Here is a 23,524-nt window from a genome sequence, read left to right on the forward strand (position 1 = left end):
CTACTGTCAACCATAGGATTGCACCTCAGGATTCCTTCGGCACCCCGGGAGCGGACGATGAACGGCATCGAGCAGGCGAGGAAAACGGCCGAGGGACTGGCCCATTCCCCGGGCTTCGGCAACGAACACAGCTCGGAGGCCGTCCCTGGCGCCCTGCCGCACGGCCGCAATTCGCCCCAGCGCGCGCCGCTCGGCCTGTACGCCGAGCAGCTGAGCGGCTCGGCCTTCACCGAACCGCGCGCTCACAACCGGCGCTCGTGGCTGTACCGGATCAGGCCGTCGGCCGCGCACCCCCCGTTCGTACGCACCGACAACGGCAACCTGCGCAGCGCGCCCTTCACGGAGACCGTCCCCGACCCGAACCGGCTGCGCTGGAACCCGCTGCCCGAGCCCGCGCCCGGCACCGACTTCCTGGCCGGCCTGTGGACGGTCGGCGGCAACGGCGACGCGACCCAGCGCACCGGGATGGCGATTCACCTCTACCACGCCAACTCCTCCATGACGGACCGCGTGTTCAGCGACGCCGACGGCGAGCTGCTGATCGTTCCGGAGCGCGGCGGCCTGCTGCTGCGCACCGAGTTCGGCCTGCTGCGCTGCGAGCCCGGCCACATCGCGCTGATCCCGCGCGGGGTGCGTTTTCGCGTGGAGCTGCTGGACACTGTGTCCGATGGCGGGCAGAGCCCGACGGCTCGCGGTTACATCTGCGAGAACTACGGGCAGCCCTTCCAGCTCCCCGACCTCGGCCCGATCGGCGCGAACGGCCTCGCCAACGCCCGCGACTTCCTCGCTCCGGTGGCGGCGTACGAGGACGTCGAGGGCCCGGTGGAGGTGGTGAACAAGTTCTGCGGCAACCTCTGGTCGGCGACGTACGACCACTCGCCCCTTGACGTCGTCGCCTGGCACGGCAATCACGTCCCGTACGTCTACGACCTGCACCGCTTCAACGTCATCGGGTCCATCAGCTACGACCACCCCGACCCGTCGATCTTCACCGTCCTCACGTCGCCGTCCGACACCCCGGGCCTGGCGGGCGTCGACTTCGTCGTCTTCGCGCCGCGCTGGCTGGTCGGCGAGGACACCTTCCGGCCGCCGTACTTCCACCGCAATGTGATGAGCGAGTACATGGGCCTGATCGAGGGCGCGTACGACGCGAAGGCCGAAGGCTTCGTTCCCGGCGGCGGTTCGCTCCACAACATGATGTCGGCGCACGGGCCCGACCGTGAGACGTTCGACAAGGCGAGCGCCGCCGAGCTGAAGCCGCAGAAGATCGACGACGGGCTTGCCTTCATGTTCGAGACGCGCTGGCCGGTCACGGCGACCGCGCAGGCGGCCTCCGCCGACCACCTGCAGCCGGCGTACGACGACGTGTGGCAAGGTCTGCAACGCCACTTCAGGTCGTAGTACGTACGTCGTACCGTGCCGACGGAGAAATGAAACCGTGACCGCATTCGCCCCCGACTCGCTGGTCCTGAACCGGAAGCTGCCGCTCTGGTACCAGGTCTCGCAGTCCCTGCGCGCTTCCATACTGGGCCGCACGCCCGACGCCTCGCTGCGGCTGCCCACCGAGGAGCAGCTCGCCACGCACTACGGCGTGAGCGTGCTCACCATGCGCCAGGCCCTCAAGGAGCTGGAGGCGGAGGGCCTGATCAGCAGGCACCGGCGGCGCGGCACGTTCATCGAGCCGGGCGCCAGGCGCGGTGCGCCGCGCCGGCTGCTCGGCTCGATCGACGCGATCGTGGCCCAGCAGTCCGGGGAGCTGACGACGATCCTCGGGCACGGGCCGACCCCCGTCCCCGGCGAACTCGTCGAGTACTTCCCGGACGAGGAAGTGGTCGTCACGTACAGGCGGCTGCGCTGCGACGGCGAGAGCGGCGAGCCGACGAACTGGGCGGAGAACGCGGTTCGGCCGGATGTCGCCGCCGGTCTCGACGTGGCCGATCTCGAACGCTGGCCGATGACGAAGGTGCTGCGGGACGTGGTGGGCGTACGCATCAGCAAGATCACGGACACGGTCGAGGCGCGGCTGGCCGATCCGGCGACGGCGGACCTGTTGAAGGTGCCGCTGCTCAGCCCGATCCTGCACTACACGGGTGTGACGTACGACCGGGAGGGGCGGGTCGTGGACGTGGCGCGCATACGCTACCGGGGCGACCGCTTCTCCTTCTCGGTGACGGTGGACGCGCACTGACTTTCGGCCGGGTGGCGTGGCTACGATGCCCGCATGGTTGCCCCGGACTCCCCGCTGCTCGACGAACTGATGCCCTGGTCGGTGGCGCCGCTGCGGCTGGGACGGGGCTGGGTGCTCGCGTCGGACAGACGTACGCTGCGGGCCCGTTGGGACGCGCTGGTACGGGCCGAGGGAGCCGACCGCGAGGAGCTGTTCGGGGCCACGCGGGCGCGTACGACGCGCACTGCGGTGGCCGCGCTGCCGGGCCGGTCGACGGGCACGGGGCGCCTGGCACGGGAGACCGGCCCCTGCCCTGACCCGGTCCGCATCCTCCACGGCCCCTTCGACGAACAGTGGCTGATCCCGGACCACCGGCTGATCGACGCCGCCCGGCCGGAGCTGTGGCGGGTGGCCGACGGTTCGGACCAGCTCTTCGCGGTGGAGCAGGCGTACGTGCCCGGCGCGGCCGCCGGACCCGCGCTGCTGGTCAGCGCCCTGCTACCGGACGGCCGCTCCCCCGCCGGCCGCCCCGGACGCATCCGGCCGCTGTACCGCCGCCCCGGCGGCCGCGAACCGAATCTGGCGCCGGGGCTGCTGCCGCTGCTGAGTGATCGTTACGGACACGAGGTCGCTGCCGGGGACGTACTGGCGTGGGCGGTCGCGGCTGCGGAGCCCTCATCGTCGGGGGCGGTGATTCCGCTGCCGACGGGGCCGGAGGTGTGGGCAGCGGGCGTGGAGCTGGGCCACCGGATGGTTGCGGTGCAGGTGCGGGGTGCGCGGGGCGGGGAGCGCCCCAGGCTGCCGGGCGGGCGCCGCCCCTATGTCCGGGCCGCCGTCCCGGCGTGGCCTTCGGTACTGCGGTACGACGCGGAGGAGGAGGTCCTGCACATCGGGGAGGGCCGCGTCTCGCCCGTACCGGCTGCGGCCTGGGACTTCCACGTGGGCGGGGTCCGGGTGCTGGATCTGTGGTTCGAGCGGCGTACGGCGCGGGGCGAGCCGGGGACCCTGGAGGCGATCCGCCCTTCGGCGTGGCCGCAGGAGTGGACGTCGGACCTGCTGGAGCTCATCACGGTGCTGGCGCTGCTGGCCGAGCTGGACGCGGGCCGGGAGGAGCTGCGGGGCGGGAAGCGGATCAGCCGGGCGGAGCTGACGGAGGCGGGCGTACTCCCGGTGCCGGATGCGATGCGACGCCCGGCGTCGGTCCTGGACCACCAGGAGGAGGGCCCGGAGGGCCAGTTCGCGCTGCTGTAGCCCCCCGGCCCTGGTGCCCTGCGGGGCTTTACGACGGCACCGCCATGCTCGGCCGTCACCTCCAGCGCATCAAGCACGCCCCCGGCGTGCTGATCCTGATGCAGACCATGCCGATCACCATGCTGCTGTTCTTCGGCTACGTCTTCGGCAGCGCGCTCGCCGTGCCCGGCCAGGAGTACCGCGCCTTCCCGGTGCCGGGGCTGCTGGCCGCGACCGCCGCCAACGGCATCATGGCCGGCATGTTCCAGGCCGCCCAGGACTCCCACCGCGGCGTCATGGACCGCTTCCGTACGATGCCGCTGAGCCGGGCCGCGGTGCCACTCGGCCAGACCGCCGCCGACCTGCTGACGACGGCCGTCGGCATGGTGCCGCTGATGCTGGTGGGACTGGCGGTCGGATGGCGCATCGAGAGCGGCGTGCTCGAAGCACTCGGCGCCTTCGGCCTCCTCGTCCTCTTCCGCTTCGCCACCGCCTGGGTCGGCTGCTACCTGGGCCTGCTCATCCACAACGAGGAGGCGGCCGGCCGGCTCGGCAGCGCCACCTTCATCCTGCCGCTGCTCTCCAGTGCGTACATCCCCACCGACAACCTGCCCGGCTGGCTGCGTACGGTCGCCGAGTGGAACCCGATCAGCGCCGTCGCCGGCGCGGTGCGCGAGCTTTGCGGGAACGCCGCACCGGCCGCCGACGCCGCCTGGCCCGTCGCCCACCCGGTGGCGGGGACGCTCGCCTGGTCGCTGGTGCTGCTGGCGGTCTTCGTGCCGCTCGCCGTCCGCAAGTACGCGAACGGCGGAAAGTGAACAGCTTCTCCGCCACCATGTCCGGGTGACAAAGGTGTGACGTACACGATAGTCAGTGGGCATGAGCACTCAGCCCCTGCCTCTGCCCCTGGACGGCATCACCGTCGTCGCCGTCGAACAGGCCGTTTCGGCGCCGTTCGCCACCCGCCAGCTCGCCGATCTCGGTGCCCGCGTCATCAAGATCGAGCGACCGGACGGCGGCGACTTCGCCCGTGGCTACGACACCGCCGCGCGCGGCCTCGCCTCGCACTTCGTGTGGTGCAACCGCGGCAAGGAGTCGCTCGCGGTGGATCTGAAGGACCCGCGTGGTCTGGCGGCGGTACGGCAACTCGTCGCCGGGGCCGATGTGTTCATGCAGAACCTCGCCAACGGGGCGGCAGCACGGCTCGGGCTCGACGCCGCCACCCTGTGCGCCGCGCACCCGCGCCTGGTCGCCGTCGACATCTCGGGTTACGGCGCCGACGGGCCGTACGCCGACAAGCGGGCGTACGACATGCTCGTCCAGTGCGAGGCGGGGCTCGTGTCCGTAACCGGCACGCCCGAGCAGCCCGTCAAGGCCGGCATTCCGGCGGCCGACATCGCCGCTGCGATGTACGCCTTCTCCGGGGTCCTGGCGGCGCTGCTGCGGCGCGCGACGACCGGGCTCGGCGGGCCGATCGAGGTGTCCATGCTGGAGGCGCTCGGTGAGTGGATGGGGCATCCCCTGCACCACGGGATGCATGGAGGTGAGGCCCCGGTGCGCACCGGCGTCGCGCACGCCGTCATCTCGCCGTACAACGCCTACCCGACGGCGGACGGCGGTCAGGTGATGCTGTCGGTGCAGAACGACCGGGAGTGGCGGCGCCTCGCCGGGCAGGTGCTCCGGCGGCCGGAACTCGCGGACGATCCCGCCTTCGCCACGAACACCGCCCGCACGGACAACCGGGTCAAGACGGACGCGGTGGTCGCGGAGGCGCTGGGAGTGATGAGTGCGCCGCAGGCGATCGCGGCGCTGGAGGCGGCCGGTATCGCCTGCGCCCGGCTGAACACGGTGGCCGATGTGGCGGCGCATCCACAGCTGGCGGCGCGCAGCCGTTGGCGGGAGATCGATTCACCGGCGGGGCCCCTGCGGGCGATGCTGCCGCCGATCACTATGCCGGGTGGAAGGGACCTGCTGATGGGTCCGGTTCCCGCACTCGGCGAGCACACCGACGCGCTGCTGCACGGCCTGGGGATGACGGACGTACAGATATCAGCGCTGCGCCGGGACGGTGTGATCGCCTGAGCGCGGTCGCACTGCCGATCCGCCGCGTCAGTGGCGGCTGCCGAAGAGCGATCGACGCAGTCGCCGCAGCGGGGCGAAGAGCGAGACGCGCGCGCTCCTGCTCGCCCGCGAGTGCGCCACATCACGTGACGTGAGCTCGCGCATCAGCAGGGTCGCCTCTGCCGTCTCACCGAGCGGCACGGCTGGTCCGCCGAGCACCGCGAGATGGCGGTCTAGGCGCGAGCTGGTCGCGCCGCTCCTGCATGTGATCGCAGGCACTCGAGGCCTGCTGCGCACCGTTATCTGTTCCATGTCACTCCCCACCCGTACGAGGGCACCCGGCCCGGGCAGGTTAACCCTATCGCCCCGTCGAGACACTCGTGTATCCCGCCGGTGTGATTCACCACCCCAGTACGGGGGTTGACGACCACGTGACGATTACTCTCCGAATACGACTGATCCCAGGGTGAGTTGGACAGTTTACGCGCGAAGGATCGTCAGGCGTGCGGATTGGTGTTCAAGGGGGCTTCAGCAGGCCGGAGTTGAGCTAACTTTGAGTGGTTTCTTCCGTGATGCCACTCTGCTGCGGACAGGAGGCTCGCCAGTGAGCGAACAGCCGGGAAATGAGCAGCGGGTGATCGCCGGCCGTTACCGCCTGCTGGCACCGCTGGGCGAGGGCGGCATGGGCGTCGTGTGGCGCGCCCGCGACGACGTCCTGGGCCGCGAGGTCGCGGTCAAGGAGGTCCGGGCGCCCTCGGGGCTCGGCGCCACGGACGGAGAGCGGCTGTACGCACGGCTGGAGCGCGAGGCGTGGGCGGCCGCCCGTATCTCGCACCGCAATGTGATCACCGTGTACGACGTGGCGACCGAGGAGGGCCGCCCGTGGATCGTGATGGAGCTGGTGCGCGGGCTTTCACTCTCCGACGTACTGGACGGGGAGGGTCCGCTGAGCCCGCAGCATGCCGCGCGGATCGGCACCGAGGTCCTGGCGGCCCTGCGCGCGGCACACGAGGCGGGCGTACTGCACCGTGACGTGAAGCCCGGCAACGTCCTGATCGCCAATGACGGCCGCGTCGTACTGACGGACTTCGGCATCGCGATGGTCGAGGGGAGCTCGGCGCTCACGATGACCGGCGAGCTGATCGGGTCGCCGGAATTCCTGGCGCCGGAGCGGGCGATGGGGCGTACGCCGGGGCCGGAGTCGGATCTGTGGTCGCTCGGGGTGCTGCTGTACGCCGCGGTCGAGGGCAACTCACCGTTCCGTCAGAACACGCCGCTGTCCACCCTGCGCGCGGTGGTCGACGAGGAGCTGCCGCGCCCGGTGCGGGCGGGCGCGCTGGCGCCGGTGATCGAGGGGCTGTTGCGCAAGGACCCGGCCGAGCGGATGTCCGCCGGGGAGGCGGAGCGTCTGCTGCGGATCGTGGGGGGCGGGGGTACGCCGCGTACCGGGGCCGTGCCGGTCGCGTCCGGTCTGTACAGTCCGGCCGTCACGGGTTCCACGCCGGTCGCGGGGTCTTCGCCGTACGGCGGCCACACTCCTCTTCCTACGCCCCAGCCCCTGCCCAGCGCGACGACCTCCACCACGACGCGGGACCGGCCCCGGCGGGGTGCCGTGGTGCTGGCGGCGGGGGTGGTCGCGCTGCTGCTCGCCGTCGGGGGCATCACCTGGGCGCTGGTGAACGCCAACGCCGACAGCACTGACGACCCGGGGACGGCTTCGGGCGGCGCTTCGTCCGGCGCGACCGGCGGCGACGACGGGGGCAGCAACGGCTCCGGTTCCGGCGGAGGCGGTGACAGTGACAGTGACAGTGGCGGCAAGAACGGCGGCGGCACGGACGGCGCGGATACGAGCACCGGCACGACCGGGGGCGACACGGACGACAACGGCGGCAACGGCGGCGGCGACACCGGGGGCAACGGCGGTACCGGAGCCAACGGCGGTGGCAACGGCGGTGGCAACGGCGGTACGACCGCCCCGCCGCACCAGTCCGTCAGGGTCACCGTCACGACGGTGACCGGCAGTTACTCCGGCACCTGCCCGCCGCCCGAGGGGCAAGCGCCGTCGTTCACCGCGACCTTCACGGTGGGGCGCGTCCCCGCCGAGGTCGGCTACCGGTGGGTGACCGGCAGCGGCGAGTCCTCGGACTCCGGGTGGAAGACGCTGAGTTTCGGCGCGGGCGAGGAGAAGTCGAAGCAGGTGAACCACACCGAGCTGACGTACAAGGAGGGCGAGACGCACCACGACGAGATCAGCGTCGAGGTCAAGAGTCCCGTGCGGGCCACGTCCAACTCCGTGTCGTTCTCGGTTACCTGCGAGCAGGAGACCCCGACGGGCGGGGCCTCCTACACCGCCGGGAGTCCGGCGGCCGCGCAGATCAGGCAGCGGAGGTGAAGACGGGCAGGTAGCCGCCCGACTGGCCGGCCGCGGTCGGGTGGTACGACTCGCCGATGTTGGTCCACTTCACGCTGTGCAGCCACGGCGCCGACGAGCAGATCTCGTGGCCGGTGAAGGCCGGAGTGACCTCCGCGAAGGTGTAACCGTGGTCCGCCGCGCGCTTGGCGGTGGCGGCGTTGAGGTAGTCGGAGGCGTCGTTGATCGCGGCGCGCTCCTTCTCGGTGAGCCCGGCGATGCAGCCGCCGCCGAGCTTGTAGAAGCGGGGGTAGCCGAGTACGACGACGTGCGCCGTGGTGGCCTTCGCTCTGATCGCCGCGTACACGGAGTCGAGCTTGCCGGGCAGGGTGGAGTCGACGTAGGCGCGCGCTTCGGCGATCCGGGCCAGGCACGCGGCCTCCGACTGGAGGACGCACGTCGTCATGACGTCCGCGAAGCCGGCGTCGTTGCCGCCGATGGTGAGGGAGACGAGGTCGGTCGAGGCGTTGAGGGGCGCAAGCTGACTGGCTGTCACGTCACCCGTACGAGCGCCCGCACAAGCGGTGAACGCGAACGTCGAGGGTGAATGGGATGCCGCCCACAGGACGGGGTAGGCACGCGCGCTGCGCTTGCAGTTGCCGCTCGCACTGTCGTAACTGCCGGCGCCGACTCCCGAGGAATAGGAGTCACCGAGGGCCACATAGTCCGGGGATTCGGCCTGTTGGGCTGCTTGCGCCGCGCTCGCCCCGGTGAGGGCGAGGGCTGCGGTGAGCAGGAGTGAGGATGAGAATGCCGCGATTCGGGACAGTTTCATGGAACCTCCCTTAGCAGGAATTCCGCCTCAACTGTCGTAGCAGTCCCCTTACATCACCGGAAGTGTCCATGCCAAGAACTTTCCCTGGGATCTTCCGCACACTCTCTTCGCATCCTTGACGCGCCCAAGTGGGCTGAGCGACATTGAAGCCCGGCATCCGGCGCTTCAGGGGGAAAAGTCGCCAATGCAGACCATCGGTAACAAGCCATCAGCAGCTGTCGCGGATGCGCTGCCCGTTCTCGCGGGCGCGGCGCTCGCCGTGTCGGGGTTCGGCGCCGTACTGGCGCTCGCGGACCTCGCGTCGCCACTTCGCGCGCCGCTGACTCTCTTCTTCCTGATCGTGGCGCCGGCCTGCGCCGTGGCCGCCGGCCTTCGGGGCCTGGAGCCGCTGGGCCGCCTGGTGGCATCGGCAGCGGGAGCCGTCGCGCTCAACCTGCTGGTGGCCCAGGCGATGCTGGCCACGCGGACCTGGTCGGTCAGGGGCGGGGTCGCGGCGATCGCCGGAATCAGCGCCCTGCTCTTCCTCTTGGCGCTGGTACGGCGTCCCGGCGGCCCTACGGCGAGAAGGAAGACGTACTGACATGGATGACATCAGCGTGCTCCGCCCCGGCGAACTCAGCGCCGCCGACCGGGCGGCCTGGACCTCCATGCAGTCCGAGGCTCACCTGCACGGTGCGCCGGAGCTGGCGAACCCTTTCCTCTCCCCCGAGTTCACGCTGGCCCTCGGCCGGTACCGGCGCGGGGTGCGCATCGCGGTCGTACGCGAAGGCGGTGAGCCCGCGGCGTTCTTCCCGCACCAGAGATCCGCCACCGGCGTGGGCCGGGCCATCGGTCTGGGCGTCTCCGACAGTCAGGGCCTGGTGCACAGACCGGGTTTCGACTGGGACGCGCGGGACTTGCTGCGGGCGTGCGGGCTCGCGGTGTGGGAATTCGATCACCTGACACACGGGCAGGGGCAGGGGCAGGGGCCGTTCCAGGCCGGCGTCACCGGGTCGTTCGCCTCACCCGTGATCGACACCCAGGACGGTTACGAGGCGTACCTCACCTACCTGCGGAAGAACTCGCCGAAGTTCGTCAAGTCGACGTTCGCCAAGGAGCGCAGGCTGACCCGCTCGGTCGGCGAGCTGAGTTACGTGCACGACGAGCGCGACCCGGCGGCGCTGCGGACGCTGATGCGCTGGAAGTCCGCGCAGTACCGCAGGACCGGACGCAGCGACCGTTTCACCCAGCCGTGGATCACCGGGCTCGTCGAGCATCTGTTCCACACCAGGACGGCATCGTTCAGCGGCCTGCTGTCGGTGCTCTACGCCGACGGCAAGCCCGTCGCCGCGCATTTCGGGCCGCGTTCGGAAAGGATCATCAGCTGCTGGTTTCCGGCCTATGATCCGGAGTTCGCGAAATTCTCTCCCGGCCTGCTCTTGCACCTGCGTATCGCTGAGGCCGCCGCCGCCGACGGTATCGCGTACATCGATCTCGGCCGGGGCCAGAAACAGTACAAAGACTCCCTCAAGACCCGCGAAATCATGGTGTCGGAGGGGTGGATGATGCGACGTCATCCCATCGCACTCGGACACTGGGCGCACCGCGCTCCGGTCCGGGCGCTGCGCAATACGGTCGTCGAACGGCCGGAATTGTTCGAACCCGCCGATAGGCTGCTCAAGCGGATCGGTGAATTCCGATCGGGACGGTTCCGTATGTGATCGCCCAGGTAACCGTCCAGGTAATACCTAAAGACACAAAAGCGGGGCCATGTTCCAGGTCTTGCCATACAGTCCCAATCATCAATACCGTCGTACATCCACCCGCATCGGTCCATCATGCAAAGCGGCTCCAGGGGAGGGCTCAGGCGTCGCGATGGGGTCCGGGGCGGGGCGCGGTAGGGGGGTCGTGCTCGGCGATCAGTACTGTGCCGAGTCGCGTGCCGCGCGGGAAAGCTGTGCCAGCTCGCCCGTCCAGTACGGAGTGGCATGCCGTCATGGGCAGGGTGAGAACCCCCCTTTCGAACCGGAAACTCATCCGGACCGCCCGGGGGCGGGCGGTCCACCGGTGGAGAGGGAAAAGACTCATGAGCTCATTCCTCCGCCCTGCGATCGAGGGCCAAGATCCGTTAATATCCGGTCACGCTTACCGGCCGGTCTCCTCACATCTCGCCATAGCACCGCCGGTGAGTGTCGTGATCCCCGCCATGAACGAGGCGGAAAATCTCCCGTACGTCTTCAAGACCCTTCCCGCCTGGATCCATGAAGTGATCCTGGTCGACGGGAATTCGACCGACGACACCATCCAGGTGGCCCGTGATCTCTGGCCGGGAATCAAGGTCGTCAAGCAGCGCGGAAAAGGCAAGGGCGACGCACTGATCAGCGGATTCGCCGCCTGCACCGGCGAGATCATTGTGATGGTCGACGCGGACGGATCGGCCGACGGTCACGAGATCGTCAGTTACGTGTCGGCGCTCGTCTCGGGGGCCGATTTCGCCAAGGGCTCCCGCTTCGCCAACGGCGGCGGCACGGACGACATGACGCCGGTCCGCAAGCTCGGGAACCGGGTGCTGTGCGCCGTGGTCAACGCCAAGTTCGGCGCGCGCTACACGGACCTGTGCTACGGCTACAACGCCTTCTGGCGGCACTGCCTCGACAAGATCGACCTCGACTGCACGGGCTTCGAGGTCGAGACCCTGATGAACATCCGGGTCGTCAAGGCCGGCCTGCGGGTCCAGGAGATCCCCAGCCACGAGTACGTCCGCATCCACGGCATGAGCAATCTCAGTGCCGTGCGGGACGGTTTGCGTGTGCTCAGAGTGATTCTGAAAGAGCAGGGCAGGCGGCGTACCGGACGCCGCAGGCCGCCGGCCTTCGCGCCGGGCGCCAGCCGGGGAGAGGTGTCTTGAGCCACCTGGACATCTCGGTGGTGATCTGCGTGTACACCGAGGACCGCTGGGAGGACATCCTCGCGGCGGTCGGCTCGGTGGGCCGCCAGTCACGGCCCGCCGCCGAGACACTGCTGGTCGTCGACCACAATCCGGCACTGCTGGAGCGGCTCGGCAAGGAGTACAAGAACGATCGTCAGGAGGTGCGGGTGCTCGCCAACGCGGGCCCCCGCGGCCTCTCCGCGGGCCGCAACACCGGTATCGCCGCGGCCCGCGGTGAGATCGTCGCCTTCCTCGACGACGACGCCGTGGCCGAGCGCGACTGGCTGCGGTACTTCGCCGAGGGGTACGCCGATCCACGGGTGATGGCCGTCGGGGGCAGAACCCTGCCCGCCTGGGCGTCCGGCCGCCGCCCGGACTGGTTCCCCGAGGAGTTCGACTGGGTCGTCGGCTGTACGTACAAGGGCCTGCCGCCGGGGCGGGTCCGGGTCCGTAACGTCCTGGGCGGGAACGCCTCCTTCCGCAAGTCGGCGTTCGACGCGGCGGGCGGCTTCGCCACGGGCATCGGCAGGGACGGCGACAAGCGGCCGCTGGGCTGCGAGGAGACGGAGCTGTGCATCAGGCTCACCCGGGCGCTGCCGGACGCGGTGCTGCTGATCGACGACCGCTCGGTGATCCACCACAAGGTCCCGGCCGTCCGGGAGCGCTTCGGCTACTTCCGTACGCGGGCGTACGCCGAGGGATTGTCGAAGGCGCTCGTGGCGCGAAGTGTGGGTGCGGGCAAGGGACTCGAGTCCGAACGCCGCTACACGACACGGATCCTTCCGGCCGGTGTCGCCCGAGGACTGCGCGACGCGGCCCTCGGGCGGCCTGGCGGCGCGGGGCGGGCCGGGGCCATTGTGGCCGGAGTGGCGGCAGCGGCGGGCGGGTACGTCCTCGGGAGCGTCCGGGCGCGGAGGGGCGGGGGCGCGTTCTCGGTCCCGGTACCGGTCCTGATCCCGGCCCGGGCTTCGGTGCCCGGCCCGCGCCCGGCCTCCGGAAGACCGCCCGTACGAGGTGAGACGCGGTGACCGGACCAGTACCGATCCTGATGTACCACGCGGTGGGGCACCGGCCCGCGAAGGCGGCGTACGGCCTCTCGGTCTCCCCGGAGGCTTTCGCCGAGCAGATGGAACTGCTCGGCGAGCGCGGCTTCACCCCGCTCACCACGGCGCAACTGGGCGCGGCCTGGCGGGGTGGCGGCAAGCTGCCGGGGCGGCCGGTGCTGATCACCTTCGACGACGGTTACGAGGGCGTGCACCGGCACGCCCTCCCCGCCCTCGCCAAGCACGGTTTCGCGTCGACCCTGTTCGTCTCGACGGGCTGGCTGCGCGGCCCGTACGACGGCGGGGGCGCCCCGGACACCATGCTCGACTGGGACCAGGTGCGGGAACTGGCGGCCGCCGGCACCGAGATCGGCGGCCACAGCCACACCCACCCGCAGATGGACCAGCTCCCGGACGACGAGTTGTGGTTCGAGACGCTGCGCTGCCGCGAGATCATCACGGAGGAGCTCGGCGTCCGGCCCGTCTCCTTCGCCTACCCGTACGGCTACTCCAGTCGCCGCGTGCGCCGCACGGTGCGCGAGACCGGGTTCGCGCAGTCACTCGCCGTGGGGAACGCGCTCGCGGCGCGGTGCCAGGGGCCGTACGCCCTGGAGCGGGTGACCGTACGGCGCAAGACCGGTATCGAGGAGTTCGAGCGACTGGTGGAGGGCCGGCCGCTCGCCCGTGACTTCGCCGGGGGCCGGATGCTCACCAAGGGGTACGCCATGGTCCGCAGAGCCCGGGCGGCCGGCCGGAAGGTAAGCAGGAGCCGTGTCTGACACGACCACCAGCGCCCAGGCCGGGAGTCCGGCGACGGCGCGGCGGCCGTCGTCCGGGCGCCGCTTGCGTCTGCCGGGCAAGGGCGGTGGGAATCCGCTCTTCCGCAACGCGTACGCGCTGATGCTCAACACGGGCATCAGCGCGCTCCTCGGCCTGAGCTTCTGGCTGGCCGCGGCCCGGTACTACTCCGAGTCCGCGGTCGGCCAGGGTTCGGCGGCCATCGCCGCGATGAAGCTGCTGGCCGGCCTCACCGCGCTGACGCTCACCGGGGCGCTGGCGCGCTTCATACCGGTGGCGGGGCGGAGAACCGGGCGGCTGGTGCTGCGGACGTACGCGGGCAGCTCTGTCGTGGTCGCGGTGGCCGCACTGGTCTTCCTGTCCACGCTGGACCTGTGGGGCCCGTCGTACAGCTTCCTGCGCGGCCCGGTCAACGGCCTCGGCTTCGTACTCGCCGTCGTGGCCTGGTCGTTGCTCACGCTCCAGGACGGGGTCCTGACGGGCCTGCGCAGCGCGCTGTGGGTGCCGGTCGGCAATACCGTCTTTTCGGCGGTCAAGCTGGTGCTGCTGATCGTGATCGCGGCCTCCATCCCGACGGCGGGCGTCTTCGTCTCGTGGGTCGCGGCGATCGCCGTGTCAGTGATCCCGCTGGGCTGGCTGGTTTTCCGCCGCCTTGTGCCGCGTCACGTCATGGCAACCGAGGACCGCGCCCCGCCGACGCTGCGGCAGATGGGCCGGTTCCTGGCCGGCGACTACACCGGTTCGCTCTTCTCGCTGGCCGTCGTCTACGCGGTGCCGGTGATCGTCGCGTCGCAGGTCAGCTCCGAGGACAACGCGTACTTCTACATCACCACGACCATCGGCGGCACGGTCAACCTGCTCGCCATCAACATGGGCGCCTCCCTGACGGTGGAAGGCGCGCACGACCCCAGCACCCTCGCCCAGAACTGCCGGGCCGCACTGCGCCGCATGGCGCGCATCATGGTGCCGGTGGCGGCCGTGCTGTTCTTCGGCGCGCCGTACATCCTGGGCGTGTTCGGCGAGGGGTACGCGGACGCCGCGGCGCCACTGCTGCGCTGGTTCGCCGTAGGCGCGCTGCTGCGCGTCGTCATAGAGGTGTACTTCGCGGTCCTGCGCGCCCAGAGCCGCACGTCCCCTCTCGCCTGGCTCCAGGGCGGGCTGTGCGTCCTGGTGCTCGGCCTGACGCTGTTGCTGCTGCCGCGCATGGGGCTCGTCGGGGCGGGGATCGCGGAGATCTCCAGCCTGGCGGTCGTGGCCTCGGTCGCGGGCGCGATGCTGTTCCGGGTGGTGAGGCCGGCGCCGCCGGCTAGGTCCAAGGGCGCGGAAGCGGCGGCCCCGGACGGTGACCTGGCGGACCTGGCGGTCGACGGCGACCGCGGCGACTCGGCCTACTCGGCCGGCTCGCTGAGTGAGGAAAGGCCGCCCGGCGGCGAGTTCGGAACGCGCTGGGCGCTGCGCTCGGCGCTCGACGCGCCCACCATGCCGCTCGGGGCGCGGCTGGACTTCGACCACCCGGAGCGCAGACCCGATGTGCGACGGGGACCGGAGACTCCGGCCGCGGGTACGCCTGCGGCGGGGAGCGGCGGGGCGGGCGGGGGTGATGACCACAGGCCGACGTGGGCGCTCAAGTCGCCGGTGCCGAGGATGATTCCGGCACCCCGCTCCATCTCGTCCGTACCGGCTCCCGCTTCCTCTCCCGCCGAGGCGAGCGTGGCGAACGAGGCGCTCCCGCAGCGCAACGACGCGCCGCCCGCGCCCCGCCGCACGCCCCTGCGCCTGCGCGTTCCCGAACTCGGGGTCGGGCTGCTGCTCCTGGCCGCGCTCGCGCTCTACTGGCTTCCGGTGCGGGGCATCGGAGAGGCCGGGCTGGAACGTATCGGCGGGCTTGGGCTGATCTCCGTACTCCCGGCGACGACGCTGCTCGGCGCCGGGCTGCTCGCCCTGTCGTTCGCCTCGCTGCTGTGGCTGGACCGGCCGAGGACCGTACTCCTGACAGTGGCGCTGGTGGCGACGGTCGTGTCGCTGCACGCGCTGCCCGCCGTGCTGGAGGGCGAGCCGCGCTTCCCGACCGCCTGGCAGCACCTCGGCTTCATGGACTACATCGACAGGACCGGCACGGCGGTGCCCGACCTCGACGCCCGCTGGAGCTGGCCCGGCTTCTTCGCCCTGGCGACCTTCGTCGCCGAGGCGTGCGGCGTCGAGGACATGTCCTCCGTAATCCGCTGGTGGCCGATGGTCATGCAGCTGCTCTACCTCCCGCCGCTGTTCCTGCTGGTGCGCTCGATGCGGGCGAGCTGGCGCGCCAAGTGGGCCGGGGCGTGGATCTTCGTACTGAGTGGCTGGGTCGGCCAGGACTACTTCTCGCCACAGGGCTTCACGTACGGCATGTACATCGCGTTCGTCGCAGTCCTCCTCGTCTGGTTCCGTGAGCCGCGCGTGCTGTGGACGAAGCGGCGTCCGGGCGAGGCGGAGGTCCGGCCGGCCGGCCGGCGCGAGAAGGCGGTGCTGCTGCTGGTGCTCGTCGGGCTCTTCGCCGCCACCGTCCCCGCCCACCAGCTCACGCCGTTCGTGATGCTCGGCGTCCTCGCCGTCCTGGTGATGACCGGCCGTTCGACCCTGCGCGGCCTGCCGATGCTGTTCGCCGTACTGGTCGCGGTCTGGATCGGTTTCTTCGCCGAGCCGTACTGGTCCGGCCACTTCGACGAGCTGTTCGGCGGCCTGGGCGGCGTGGGCGGCAACGTGACCTCCTCCGTCTCCGGCCGTATCGAGGGCGGCAGTTCGACGCACAAACTGGTGCTGTACGTCCGCGTGGCCATGGCCGGCGGTGTGATGGCCTTCGCGTGCTGGGGCTGGTGGCGGCGGCGCTTCGCCGGCTACAGCGAGCGCTCGCTGCTTGTCCTGGCCTTCGTGCCGTTCCTGGGCTTCGGCATGCAGTCGTACGGCGGCGAAATGGCCCTGCGCGTCTTCATGTTCGCGCTGCCCGGCGCCGCCCTGCTGGCCGGGCTCGCGCTCTTCCCCCGTACCGGCGTCACCGTCGCCGAGCGGGAGGCGGACCGCAAGAGCCTCGCGCCGCTGGCCGCGCTGCTGACGGGCCTGATCCTGATGGGCGGCTTCCTGGTCTCCCGCTGGGGCAACGAGTCCTTCGAGCGGACCAGGTCCGGCGAGGTCGCGGCGATGGAGTTCGTGTACGCGCACGACGATCCGTCGGTGCGGCTGCTGTGGATGAGCAACGACACCGTGGACAACGTCACGCCCGCGATCCCGTGGGGCGCGCGAGACATGGAGAAGGTCACCTACGTGCCGACGCTCGCGCCCGTCGATCCGGTGCTGGTGGCAGGTCTGGTCAAGTCGCTGAAGGACGCGGGCCCGAACTCGTACCTCATGATCAACCGCAGTCAGTCGACATACCTGCGGCTCGACGCGGGCTACTCACCCACCTGGGAGAAGCGGCTGACCGCGAATCTCGACAAGCGGCCGGAGCTCAAGAAGGTCCTGTCGAACGCGGACGTGTCGATGTACGCGCTGCGCGAGCAGCCCGACGGCCCGGTCGCGAAGCCGGACCCCGGCCCGGCGGGCCCGAAGATCACCTGGACGCCGTGGTCGGTCGTGGGCGCGCTGGCCGCGCTGGCGCTGATCGTGCTGCTGGCGGCGCGGGAGGTCGTACGGGTGGCGGTGGCGCCCGGCGTGCGACAGTTGCAGTGGCTGCAGAGCACGTTCTGGTTCTCGCTGCCGCTGCTGGCGGTGCTGCTGGCGTCGCTGGTGCAGCGCTTCCTGACGATGTCGTGAGGGGCCGGCGCGGCTTCAGCGCGTCAGCCACTTCACCTCGTACCCCTGCATGCCGAAGGATTTCCCGTCGACCTCGGCCCTGATGGCCCGGTCGAGGGTGTTCACGACGAGGACGGTCTTGTCGTCGGCGAGGACGCGGACATGGGGCACGTCGTCGGCGGCGACCCGCACGCTCTCGTCGTACCGGGTCCCCGGCGGGAACTCCTTCGCGAACCGCGACAGCAGCTTCATCATCGGCAGGGGCCCGCCGCCGTCGGCGAGCCGGGTGGACCGCCACAGACATCCGGCGCACTCAGGCCCTGTGTTCTGCGGATTCCAGTAGAAGGCTGTGGCGGCGCCGCCGCGGGCCATCGCCATGAGCCCGGAGGCGTGCACGGCGACGCGGTGCGGTTCGCTCCAGCCGTCGCGGTCGTCATCGTCGTCGCCCGGTTCGACGTAGTACTCGGCCCACCACACCGGCAGTCCCCCGGACCGCTGACGGATCCACTCACTCACCGCGGTGAGCTTGTCGGTGGCCCGGAACTCGTCGGGCAGCAGCTCGTCGTCGCGGGTGTAACTGGCGCCGTCGACGACGACGAAGTCCGCGCCCTTCTTGTTCTTGTTCCAGTAGGTGTAGGCGTCGAGGACGCGCTGGTCGATGCTGCCCCAGGGCCCCTTGAGACTGGAGGCGTACGTCGTGTCGCGAGGCTCGTAACTGTCCATGACGAGGTAGGGGCCCCCGACGAGATTCTCCTTGTTGACCTTCTTCAGCTCGGCGTACACGAGGTTGTAGAGGCGGGTGTAGCCCTCGTAGTTCCAGCGCCGGCTGCCGTCGTCGAAGAAGCCCTTGAGCTCGTTCCAGACGATGAAGTGGCGTACGTCGGGATAGCGCCTGGCGACGGTCCCGGCGAGCTTCGCGAAGTCCTTGTAGTGCTCGGGGCGCGGAGCGGTCTCCAGGGACTTCTTGCTCCAGTCGGTGTTTCCGGCCCCCGCCTTGCCGCCCTTCATCCAGTCGGGCGCGCAGCACAGCGTGATGACCGGTGTGCCGCCCGTCTTGCGGATCAGGTCGACGCGGCTGTCGAGCGCGTCGAACTGGTACCGGCCGGGAGAGGGCTCCGGGTTCTCGGCGCCCCACCCCATGATGTGCTGGATCTGCGGCAGCGACTGCGCGGACAGCGTGTCCTCGGCCCGGCGCAGGGCGCCGGCGTCGCCCTCGTCGGCGCTGTACTGGGTGTGCGTGAAGCCCCAGCCGAGCGCGGGCTCCGGCGCGCCGGACGGCGGCACGGGGGTGCCGTGCGCTTTGTCACCGTCGGTGGTGGTTCCGGCATCGCCGCCGCCGCGGCCGTTTCCGCCGGGAAGAGTCGCGAACATCGTCAGTACGAGGGCGATCACGGCCACGCCCACGCCGATCAGTGCGGTGAACCGCCACCGCCCTGCCCCGGAGTCCCACCCATGGCGTCCCATCACCGGCCAGGGTATCGGCGGGGGTTGGCATTCCGGCAGGTATCACAGGAACAGGCACGTAACGGCACGCTGCTCCGTGGAAGGGACGAACGTATGAAACCTGGGTGCACGGGGCGGCCCGGTGCCGGATCATGGGCGCCATGTCCGCAAACCCTGAGGCCGCTCTGCCGATCCGGCTGAACGTCGACGACAGCGATTCCCCGTCGGACGTCGTCGACGCGCTGTTTCTCGGCCGTTTCGCCACGGGCGAGCAGCCGTACTCCCACAGCCGGTCGATCGACCGCGTCAAATCCGGCGCCACGCTCCTCCCGCCGTCCGCGACCGTTCTGCGCGCCGCCCGCGACGACGACCGCAGCGCGACCCTCGCCGAGGGCGAGGGCTGGACGCTGCTGGTCTCGCGCTGGAGCCACGGTGCGGACGTGACTGTCACCGCCGTGACCTCCGACCTCGCCGAGAAGGTCCTGAAGCAGGCCACGGACGGCGTGCAGGACGAACCCGAACCGCAGCCCGACAACGTCACGATGGGCTTCTGGTACGTCTCCCCGCGCCGAGGCCCGCACCGCACCACCCGGCAGATCGCGGCCGGTACGTGGGACGAGGTACGGCCGAACTACACGGCGCCGGTGGCCGAAGCGATGGACCGGCTGATGAAGGTGACGCCGGACGACATCGCGGGCCGCCTGCTCCTGCTGCACGGCCCTCCGGGTACGGGCAAGACGTCCGCGCTGCGCACGCTGGCCCGCTCCTGGCGGGACTGGTGCCAGGTCGACTGCGTACTGGACCCGGAGCGGCTCTTCAACGACGTCGGCTATCTGATGGACATCGCGATCGGTGAGGACGACGGCTCGGCGAAGGGCCGCTGGCGGCTGCTCCTCCTGGAGGACTGCGACGAGCTGATCAGGGGCGAGGCCAAGCACACGGCGGGCCAGGCCCTTTCCCGCCTCCTGAACCTGACGGACGGTCTGCTGGGCCAGGGCCGCAACGTCCTGGTCGGCGTCACCACCAACGAGGACCTGGAGCGCCTGCATCCGGCGGTGGTGCGGCCGGGGCGCTGCATGGCGCGCATCGAGGTGGGGTCGCTGAACCGGGCGGAGGCGGTGAGCTGGCTCGGTACGGACGAGGGCGTCGGCCGCGAGGGCGCGACGCTGGCGGAGCTGTACGCACTGCGTCGGGGCACGGGCCCGGCGTCGGTCCCGGCCCAGCCGGACGGCTCGGACGCGGGACTGTACCTCTAGCGTCTCTGATTGGCTTAGTGATCCCCAGTGCTGCTCGGGGATGCGAGCCGATCGCCTTCGTGCCCTGGTACTGAACGGCGGGACCGCCAGCCCTCGTGGCACGTCCCTCCGGACGCTGGTCGATGCGGTCTTGCGACCTCATCGAGGAGGGTGCCCGACGTCGCCTGGGCGTCGGGCGTGCGCGTGACACTCTGCCACAGGATCACTACGTTTCGCTAATCAGACTGGTGAGCCTCCGGCGGCTTTTTCCCCTACCCGCCCCTTCCCGAACTGGGGGCAGGCCCCCAGACCCCCGGACGGGCCGAAAAGGGGGGTGGGGAAAGGCCCCGCCGCGGGCAACGCGCACCGCTACGCCCCGTACGCCGCCCGCAGCGCATCCTCGACCGCCGCCAGCGCCTCCGCATGCCCGAGGCCGAGACGCTGGGCACGCTCCGCGTACCCCTTGGCGGCGGCCGCGGCCTGCCGCTCCGCCGCATCACCCGCCGCCGCGACGAACGTCCCGTTCCGCCCCCGCGTCTCGATCACCCCGTCGCTCTCCAGCGCCCGGTAGGCCTTCGCCACCGTGTTCGCGGCGAGACCGAGATCCTCGGCGAGGCCGCGTACGGTCGGCAGCTTGTAGCCCACCGGCAGCGCACCGGCGCGGGCCTGCTCCGAGATCTGGGCGCGCAGTTGCTCGTACGGCGCGATACCGGCGTCCACGTCAATGTCGATCTTCAAGGTCACGCCTCGATTGTCCCCCACGGCCGGAGAAAAATGGGAGGCACCGGGGCACGTTCCGCCCGTAACGTCCGCCCCATGACGCTGATCGTTCGCGACCTCGTGCCCACCGACACCGCCGACACCGATGGCTGGATCCGGGTACGCCGCGCCGCCGTCCCCTTCATGGTGACGACCCCGGAGTCAGTCGCCTACTGGTCCGGCATGACCGGCACCGTGCGCGCCCACCGGGGCCGCGGTTTCGCGAAGCTCGCCAAGACCGACTCCCTGCTCCGCGCTCGCGCCGCCGGCTATACGGACGCGTACACGAGCAACGACGCGGACAACCAGCCCATGCTCGCCGTCAACACATGGTTCGGATACGAGATCTGTGCCTCGGAGGTACGCCATGTCCGCGCAATCGGTTGAGATCGCCCTCGTCAAGGCCGGCCGTACGAAGATCCGCTACCCGGCGTCCGTGGTCTGCGACGACGGCACGCATTTGGTGGTGCGCGCGCCGTGGGCGGCGCCGGGCGTACGGGACTTCGGCTTCGTACGGTTCGAGCCCGGCGACGTCTTCACGGAGCACTACTGGCGCGACCGGTGGTACGCCGTGAAGGAGGTCACGGCGGCCGACGGGACGCTGAAGGGCTGGTACTGCGACGTGACCCGCCCGGCGGTGGTCGCCGACGGCCGGGTAGAGGTCGAGGACCTGGACCTCGACCTGTGGGTGTCGGCGGACGGCGCCACCGTCCTGCGGCTGGACGAGGACGAGTTCGAGGCGAGCGGCCTCGCGGACCGGCACCCGGAGGCGGCGGCCGAAGCCCGCCGCTCCCTGGACACGCTGGAGGATCTGGCCCGTACCTCCGAGGCCTTCACCACCCTGCTGCGCGTCTGAGGGCGCGGCGCGCGGCGGGGCGCTGCTGATGCCGACCCCGGCGGACGTCGGCAGCGCTCTCGCCTCGGCTACGGGCGGACCTGACCGAACCGGACAGACCCACCATGGTTCTCGTCGTCCGTGCCCCAGATCCTGGGGAGCCCGTGCTTCCATACGCCCAACCTCACACAATCCACCCGTGTCGGGGATGAATTCCCGGGGCGCACCGGCCTAGACCCGCTTGCGGTAGTGGAAGCGGTCGTAGACGCCCTCCACCCGCCGCTCCACCAGCTCGTACCCGAAGTGGGTGTACAGCTTCTGGTTCTCCCACATCTTGGCGTTCGTATAGAGACGCACCTCCGGCAGCCCCAGCGAGCGCGCGTACTCCTCGACGTACTCCAGCAGGCGGCGGCCCACCGTTCCTAAGGACTGAGCGGGAGTGAGTCCTGTTGCCAGGCCCCGTGCTCAGCCGAACGCCCCGAACGGTTTTGGGCGTTCTGGTCTCCCGCGTTCGCTCCGCGTCCGGGCGGCACGGATCGTGTCCGTGGTCCGGGAATGCGGGGGCGGGTTTCCTCACGCCCAAGAGCACGCCGGCCGGCCTGGACGGTCCGATGCCCACGACGATCACTCTGGTCGTCATGGGGCGGTGCCGTCCGTCGCCGGATCGGGTGCCCTTGGGCGCGCCTTCCGATCGCCACGGCGGCAGCGTCGTGGCGGGTCGTCCTACGGGTGGTGCTGGTGAGGGGCTTCTGCCAGTGCTGCGCGCCCCACTTGCTCGTGTAGGCCGGGTCAACGGCGATGATCGCGATGCCGGTGGCGTCGGCCATGGAGGTGAGGCGGGCGCGGAGTTTGCCGGTGGGCATGCCGGAGATGAGCTGCCGGAAGTGGCGCTTGCGGCCGTGTTTCTCGCGGGTCTTCTCCGCCTGGAAGTCCAGGTCCTCCACCGCGATCGCGGCCACACCGCAGGTCTTCGCCCAGTTCAGCAGCCGGGACAGGGCGTGGCGTACCTGGGCGTCACGGCGGTCGGCGGTGCCGGAGAGGTCGTAGAAGAAGCGGCGGGGCCGGCCGATGGGGTTGCCGTGCGGGTCGAGGCGCCAGGCGGCGAGGTGGTCGGCGTTCGTATCGACGCCGATCACCCCATGCGCCAACGCTGCTTCGATGGGGACGCTCTGGGTGACCGGGCGAGTCCAGGAGGCGGTCAGGTACCAGCGCCCGCGCCGGGTGTCGTAGTGGATGCGGTACGCGACCGCCCGGTTCACCTCGACGCGATCGGCCCATTCGGTGGCCCGGTGAGCGAACCGCACCCGTGAGGCGAGGACGTACCGGCCGTGTGGGGCGTTCGCCAGCCCGGCCAGCGCCACCGGCAGCTTGATCGACACCTGCCCGTCCGGGCTGACACGGATCGTCTCGTTGCCATACCGCTTCCCCGACTCACCATCAGCCGACAGGAACCACCGCTCCGCCTCCCACCGCTCCCGCCACTGCGCCTGCGTGAGCTGAGCGTCGGCGAGATGGTGGCGGGTGTTCAGCAGGCGCTTGCCGCCCCGGACCACCCGCACCCGGCCCGCACGCCAGTCGGCGACAGCCGCCGTGTGCCGGGCCTCCAGAGCGGCCAGCCGCCGCGACTTCGCATGCCACTCCCGCCGCGACCGGTAACCACCCGGCGCCTTCTTCGAGCCGCGCTCACCGACCGGCAGCGACAGGCGGTGCCGGAGCATCCCGATCCCCGCCTCAAGACCCCGGATGTGAGCGGCCTGACAACGCCGCCCCAGCGCCCACTGATCATGCGACGCCTTCGTCACCGCACCCGCCCACCGCGACGACGACACCCCCGTCAGCGCCCGCTTGCGCCCCGCCCACGAGTCCGCAGAATGCTCCAGACCGTCCGCGCAGCGCACCCTGAGGTCTCGGGAGGCCAGCGCGCCCATGTGCGCGCCCACCAACCGCAGCACCTCCACATCCCCGGCCGTCAGCTGCTTCAACCGGTCACGCACAGCGACACCAGTAGGCCCCGGAACGACGAACGGCGCAGCCGCCACCCGCAGACCAGAAACCGACCGCTGCACCACAACCACCCCCGCTCACGGTCCATTGC

18 protein-coding genes and 3 pseudogenes are annotated in these 23,524 nt (G+C 70.7%); 15 read left to right on the forward strand and 6 right to left on the reverse strand.

Features of this window, described 5'->3' with window-relative positions:
• Positions 1 to 57 precede the first annotated feature (57 nt).
• From hmgA to J7E96_RS17695, 5 genes are all read left to right on the forward strand, one after another.
• Complete coding sequence (gene hmgA / locus J7E96_RS17675; RefSeq protein WP_215132585.1) at positions 58 to 1,401, forward strand: homogentisate 1,2-dioxygenase; 1,344 nt, start codon at positions 58 to 60, stop codon at positions 1,399 to 1,401.
• A gap of 37 nt (positions 1,402 to 1,438) precedes the next feature.
• Positions 1,439 to 2,188 carry a GntR family transcriptional regulator gene (locus J7E96_RS17680; RefSeq protein WP_215132586.1) on the forward strand — a complete coding sequence of 250 codons (750 nt, stop codon included), beginning with the start codon at positions 1,439 to 1,441 and terminating at the stop codon, positions 2,186 to 2,188.
• Positions 2,189 to 2,221: 33 nt separating this feature from the next.
• A complete protein-coding gene (locus J7E96_RS17685; protein ID WP_215132587.1) occupies positions 2,222 to 3,418 on the forward strand; it encodes a type ISP restriction/modification enzyme in 1,197 nt (398 codons plus the stop codon).
• Between the two features lie 44 nt (positions 3,419 to 3,462).
• A complete protein-coding gene (locus tag J7E96_RS17690; protein WP_215132588.1) occupies positions 3,463 to 4,215 on the forward strand; it encodes an ABC transporter permease in 753 nt (250 codons plus the stop codon).
• 61 nt (positions 4,216 to 4,276) lie between these two features.
• On the forward strand, positions 4,277 to 5,479 hold the full coding sequence (locus tag J7E96_RS17695; protein ID WP_215132589.1) for a CaiB/BaiF CoA-transferase family protein: 1,203 nt from the start codon (positions 4,277 to 4,279) through the stop codon (positions 5,477 to 5,479).
• 27 nt (positions 5,480 to 5,506) lie between these two features.
• Here the strand turns inward: J7E96_RS17695 and J7E96_RS17700 are convergent, their stop codons facing one another.
• Positions 5,507 to 5,770, reverse strand: coding sequence for a hypothetical protein (locus tag J7E96_RS17700; RefSeq protein WP_215132590.1), 264 nt, complete (start codon positions 5,768 to 5,770; stop codon positions 5,507 to 5,509).
• A gap of 292 nt (positions 5,771 to 6,062) precedes the next feature.
• Here J7E96_RS17700 and J7E96_RS17705 point away from each other — a divergent pair, with 292 nt between their 5' ends.
• Positions 6,063 to 7,850, forward strand: coding sequence for a serine/threonine-protein kinase (locus J7E96_RS17705; protein ID WP_215132591.1), 1,788 nt, complete (start codon positions 6,063 to 6,065; stop codon positions 7,848 to 7,850).
• On the opposite strand, the gene J7E96_RS17710 is transcribed toward J7E96_RS17705, so the two are convergent.
• Positions 7,834 to 8,643, reverse strand: coding sequence for an SGNH/GDSL hydrolase family protein (locus J7E96_RS17710; RefSeq protein WP_215132592.1), 810 nt, complete (start codon positions 8,641 to 8,643; stop codon positions 7,834 to 7,836). The two genes, J7E96_RS17705 and J7E96_RS17710, sit on opposite strands and share 17 nt — an antisense overlap.
• A 184-nt stretch (positions 8,644 to 8,827) precedes the next feature.
• Here J7E96_RS17710 and J7E96_RS17715 point away from each other — a divergent pair, with 184 nt between their 5' ends.
• The 6 genes from J7E96_RS17715 (at position 8,828) to J7E96_RS17740 (ending at position 17,178) form a co-directional block, all read left to right on the forward strand.
• The gene (locus tag J7E96_RS17715) at positions 8,828 to 9,223 is read left to right on the forward strand and encodes a hypothetical protein (RefSeq protein ID WP_215132593.1); all 396 of its coding nucleotides are present in this window, start codon (positions 8,828 to 8,830) and stop codon (positions 9,221 to 9,223) included.
• A 1-nt stretch (position 9,224) separates the two neighbouring features.
• Entirely contained in the window at positions 9,225 to 10,343 is a 1,119-nt protein-coding gene (locus tag J7E96_RS17720; RefSeq protein ID WP_215132594.1) for a GNAT family N-acetyltransferase, read from the forward strand.
• Positions 10,344 to 10,708: 365 nt separating this feature from the next.
• Positions 10,709 to 11,530 carry a glycosyltransferase family 2 protein gene (locus J7E96_RS17725; protein WP_215132595.1) on the forward strand — a complete coding sequence of 274 codons (822 nt, stop codon included), beginning with the start codon at positions 10,709 to 10,711 and terminating at the stop codon, positions 11,528 to 11,530.
• Positions 11,527 to 12,579 carry a glycosyltransferase family 2 protein gene (locus tag J7E96_RS17730; protein ID WP_215132596.1) on the forward strand — a complete coding sequence of 351 codons (1,053 nt, stop codon included), beginning with the start codon at positions 11,527 to 11,529 and terminating at the stop codon, positions 12,577 to 12,579. The genes J7E96_RS17725 and J7E96_RS17730 overlap by 4 nt, the downstream gene beginning before the upstream one ends.
• A gap of 20 nt (positions 12,580 to 12,599) precedes the next feature.
• On the forward strand, positions 12,600 to 13,373 hold the full coding sequence (locus J7E96_RS17735; RefSeq protein ID WP_215132671.1) for a polysaccharide deacetylase family protein: 774 nt from the start codon (positions 12,600 to 12,602) through the stop codon (positions 13,371 to 13,373).
• The gene (locus J7E96_RS17740) at positions 13,366 to 17,178 is read left to right on the forward strand and encodes a lipopolysaccharide biosynthesis protein (protein ID WP_215132597.1); all 3,813 of its coding nucleotides are present in this window, start codon (positions 13,366 to 13,368) and stop codon (positions 17,176 to 17,178) included. The genes J7E96_RS17735 and J7E96_RS17740 overlap by 8 nt, the downstream gene beginning before the upstream one ends.
• A gap of 15 nt (positions 17,179 to 17,193) precedes the next feature.
• Here J7E96_RS17740 and J7E96_RS17745 read toward each other — a convergent pair whose 3' ends face one another.
• A complete protein-coding gene (locus tag J7E96_RS17745; RefSeq protein ID WP_215132598.1) occupies positions 17,194 to 18,621 on the reverse strand; it encodes a xylan 1,4-beta-xylosidase in 1,428 nt (475 codons plus the stop codon).
• Positions 18,622 to 18,761: 140 nt separating this feature from the next.
• Here J7E96_RS17745 and J7E96_RS17750 point away from each other — a divergent pair, with 140 nt between their 5' ends.
• Positions 18,762 to 19,856: a DUF5925 domain-containing protein gene (locus J7E96_RS17750; protein WP_215132599.1), complete on the forward strand. Its 1,095-nt coding sequence runs from the start codon at positions 18,762 to 18,764 to the stop codon at positions 19,854 to 19,856.
• A 348-nt stretch (positions 19,857 to 20,204) separates the two neighbouring features.
• Here J7E96_RS17750 and J7E96_RS17755 read toward each other — a convergent pair whose 3' ends face one another.
• Positions 20,205 to 20,579, reverse strand: coding sequence for a GntR family transcriptional regulator (locus J7E96_RS17755; protein ID WP_215132600.1), 375 nt, complete (start codon positions 20,577 to 20,579; stop codon positions 20,205 to 20,207).
• Between the two features lie 186 nt (positions 20,580 to 20,765).
• Here J7E96_RS17755 and J7E96_RS17760 point away from each other — a divergent pair.
• Together J7E96_RS17760 and J7E96_RS17765 are read left to right on the forward strand one after the other, a co-directional pair.
• Positions 20,766 to 20,981 (forward strand): annotated as a pseudogene (locus J7E96_RS17760) (GNAT family N-acetyltransferase); the annotation flags it as partial.
• Entirely contained in the window at positions 20,962 to 21,450 is a 489-nt protein-coding gene (locus tag J7E96_RS17765; protein ID WP_215132601.1) for a DUF402 domain-containing protein, read from the forward strand. The pseudogene J7E96_RS17760 and the gene J7E96_RS17765, both read left to right, overlap by 20 nt.
• A 210-nt stretch (positions 21,451 to 21,660) precedes the next feature.
• Here J7E96_RS17765 and J7E96_RS17770 read toward each other — a convergent pair.
• Together J7E96_RS17770 and J7E96_RS17775 are read right to left on the reverse strand one after the other, a co-directional pair.
• Positions 21,661 to 21,846, reverse strand: a pseudogene (locus J7E96_RS17770) (GNAT family N-acetyltransferase); the annotation flags it as partial.
• Positions 21,847 to 21,851: 5 nt separating this feature from the next.
• Positions 21,852 to 23,495, reverse strand: a pseudogene (locus J7E96_RS17775) (IS200/IS605 family accessory protein TnpB-related protein).
• Between the last annotated feature and the right edge of the window lie 29 nt (positions 23,496 to 23,524).

It is taken from the genome of Streptomyces sp. ISL-96 (assembly GCF_018614035.1).
Classification (GTDB): Bacteria; Actinomycetota; Actinomycetes; order Streptomycetales; family Streptomycetaceae; genus Streptomyces.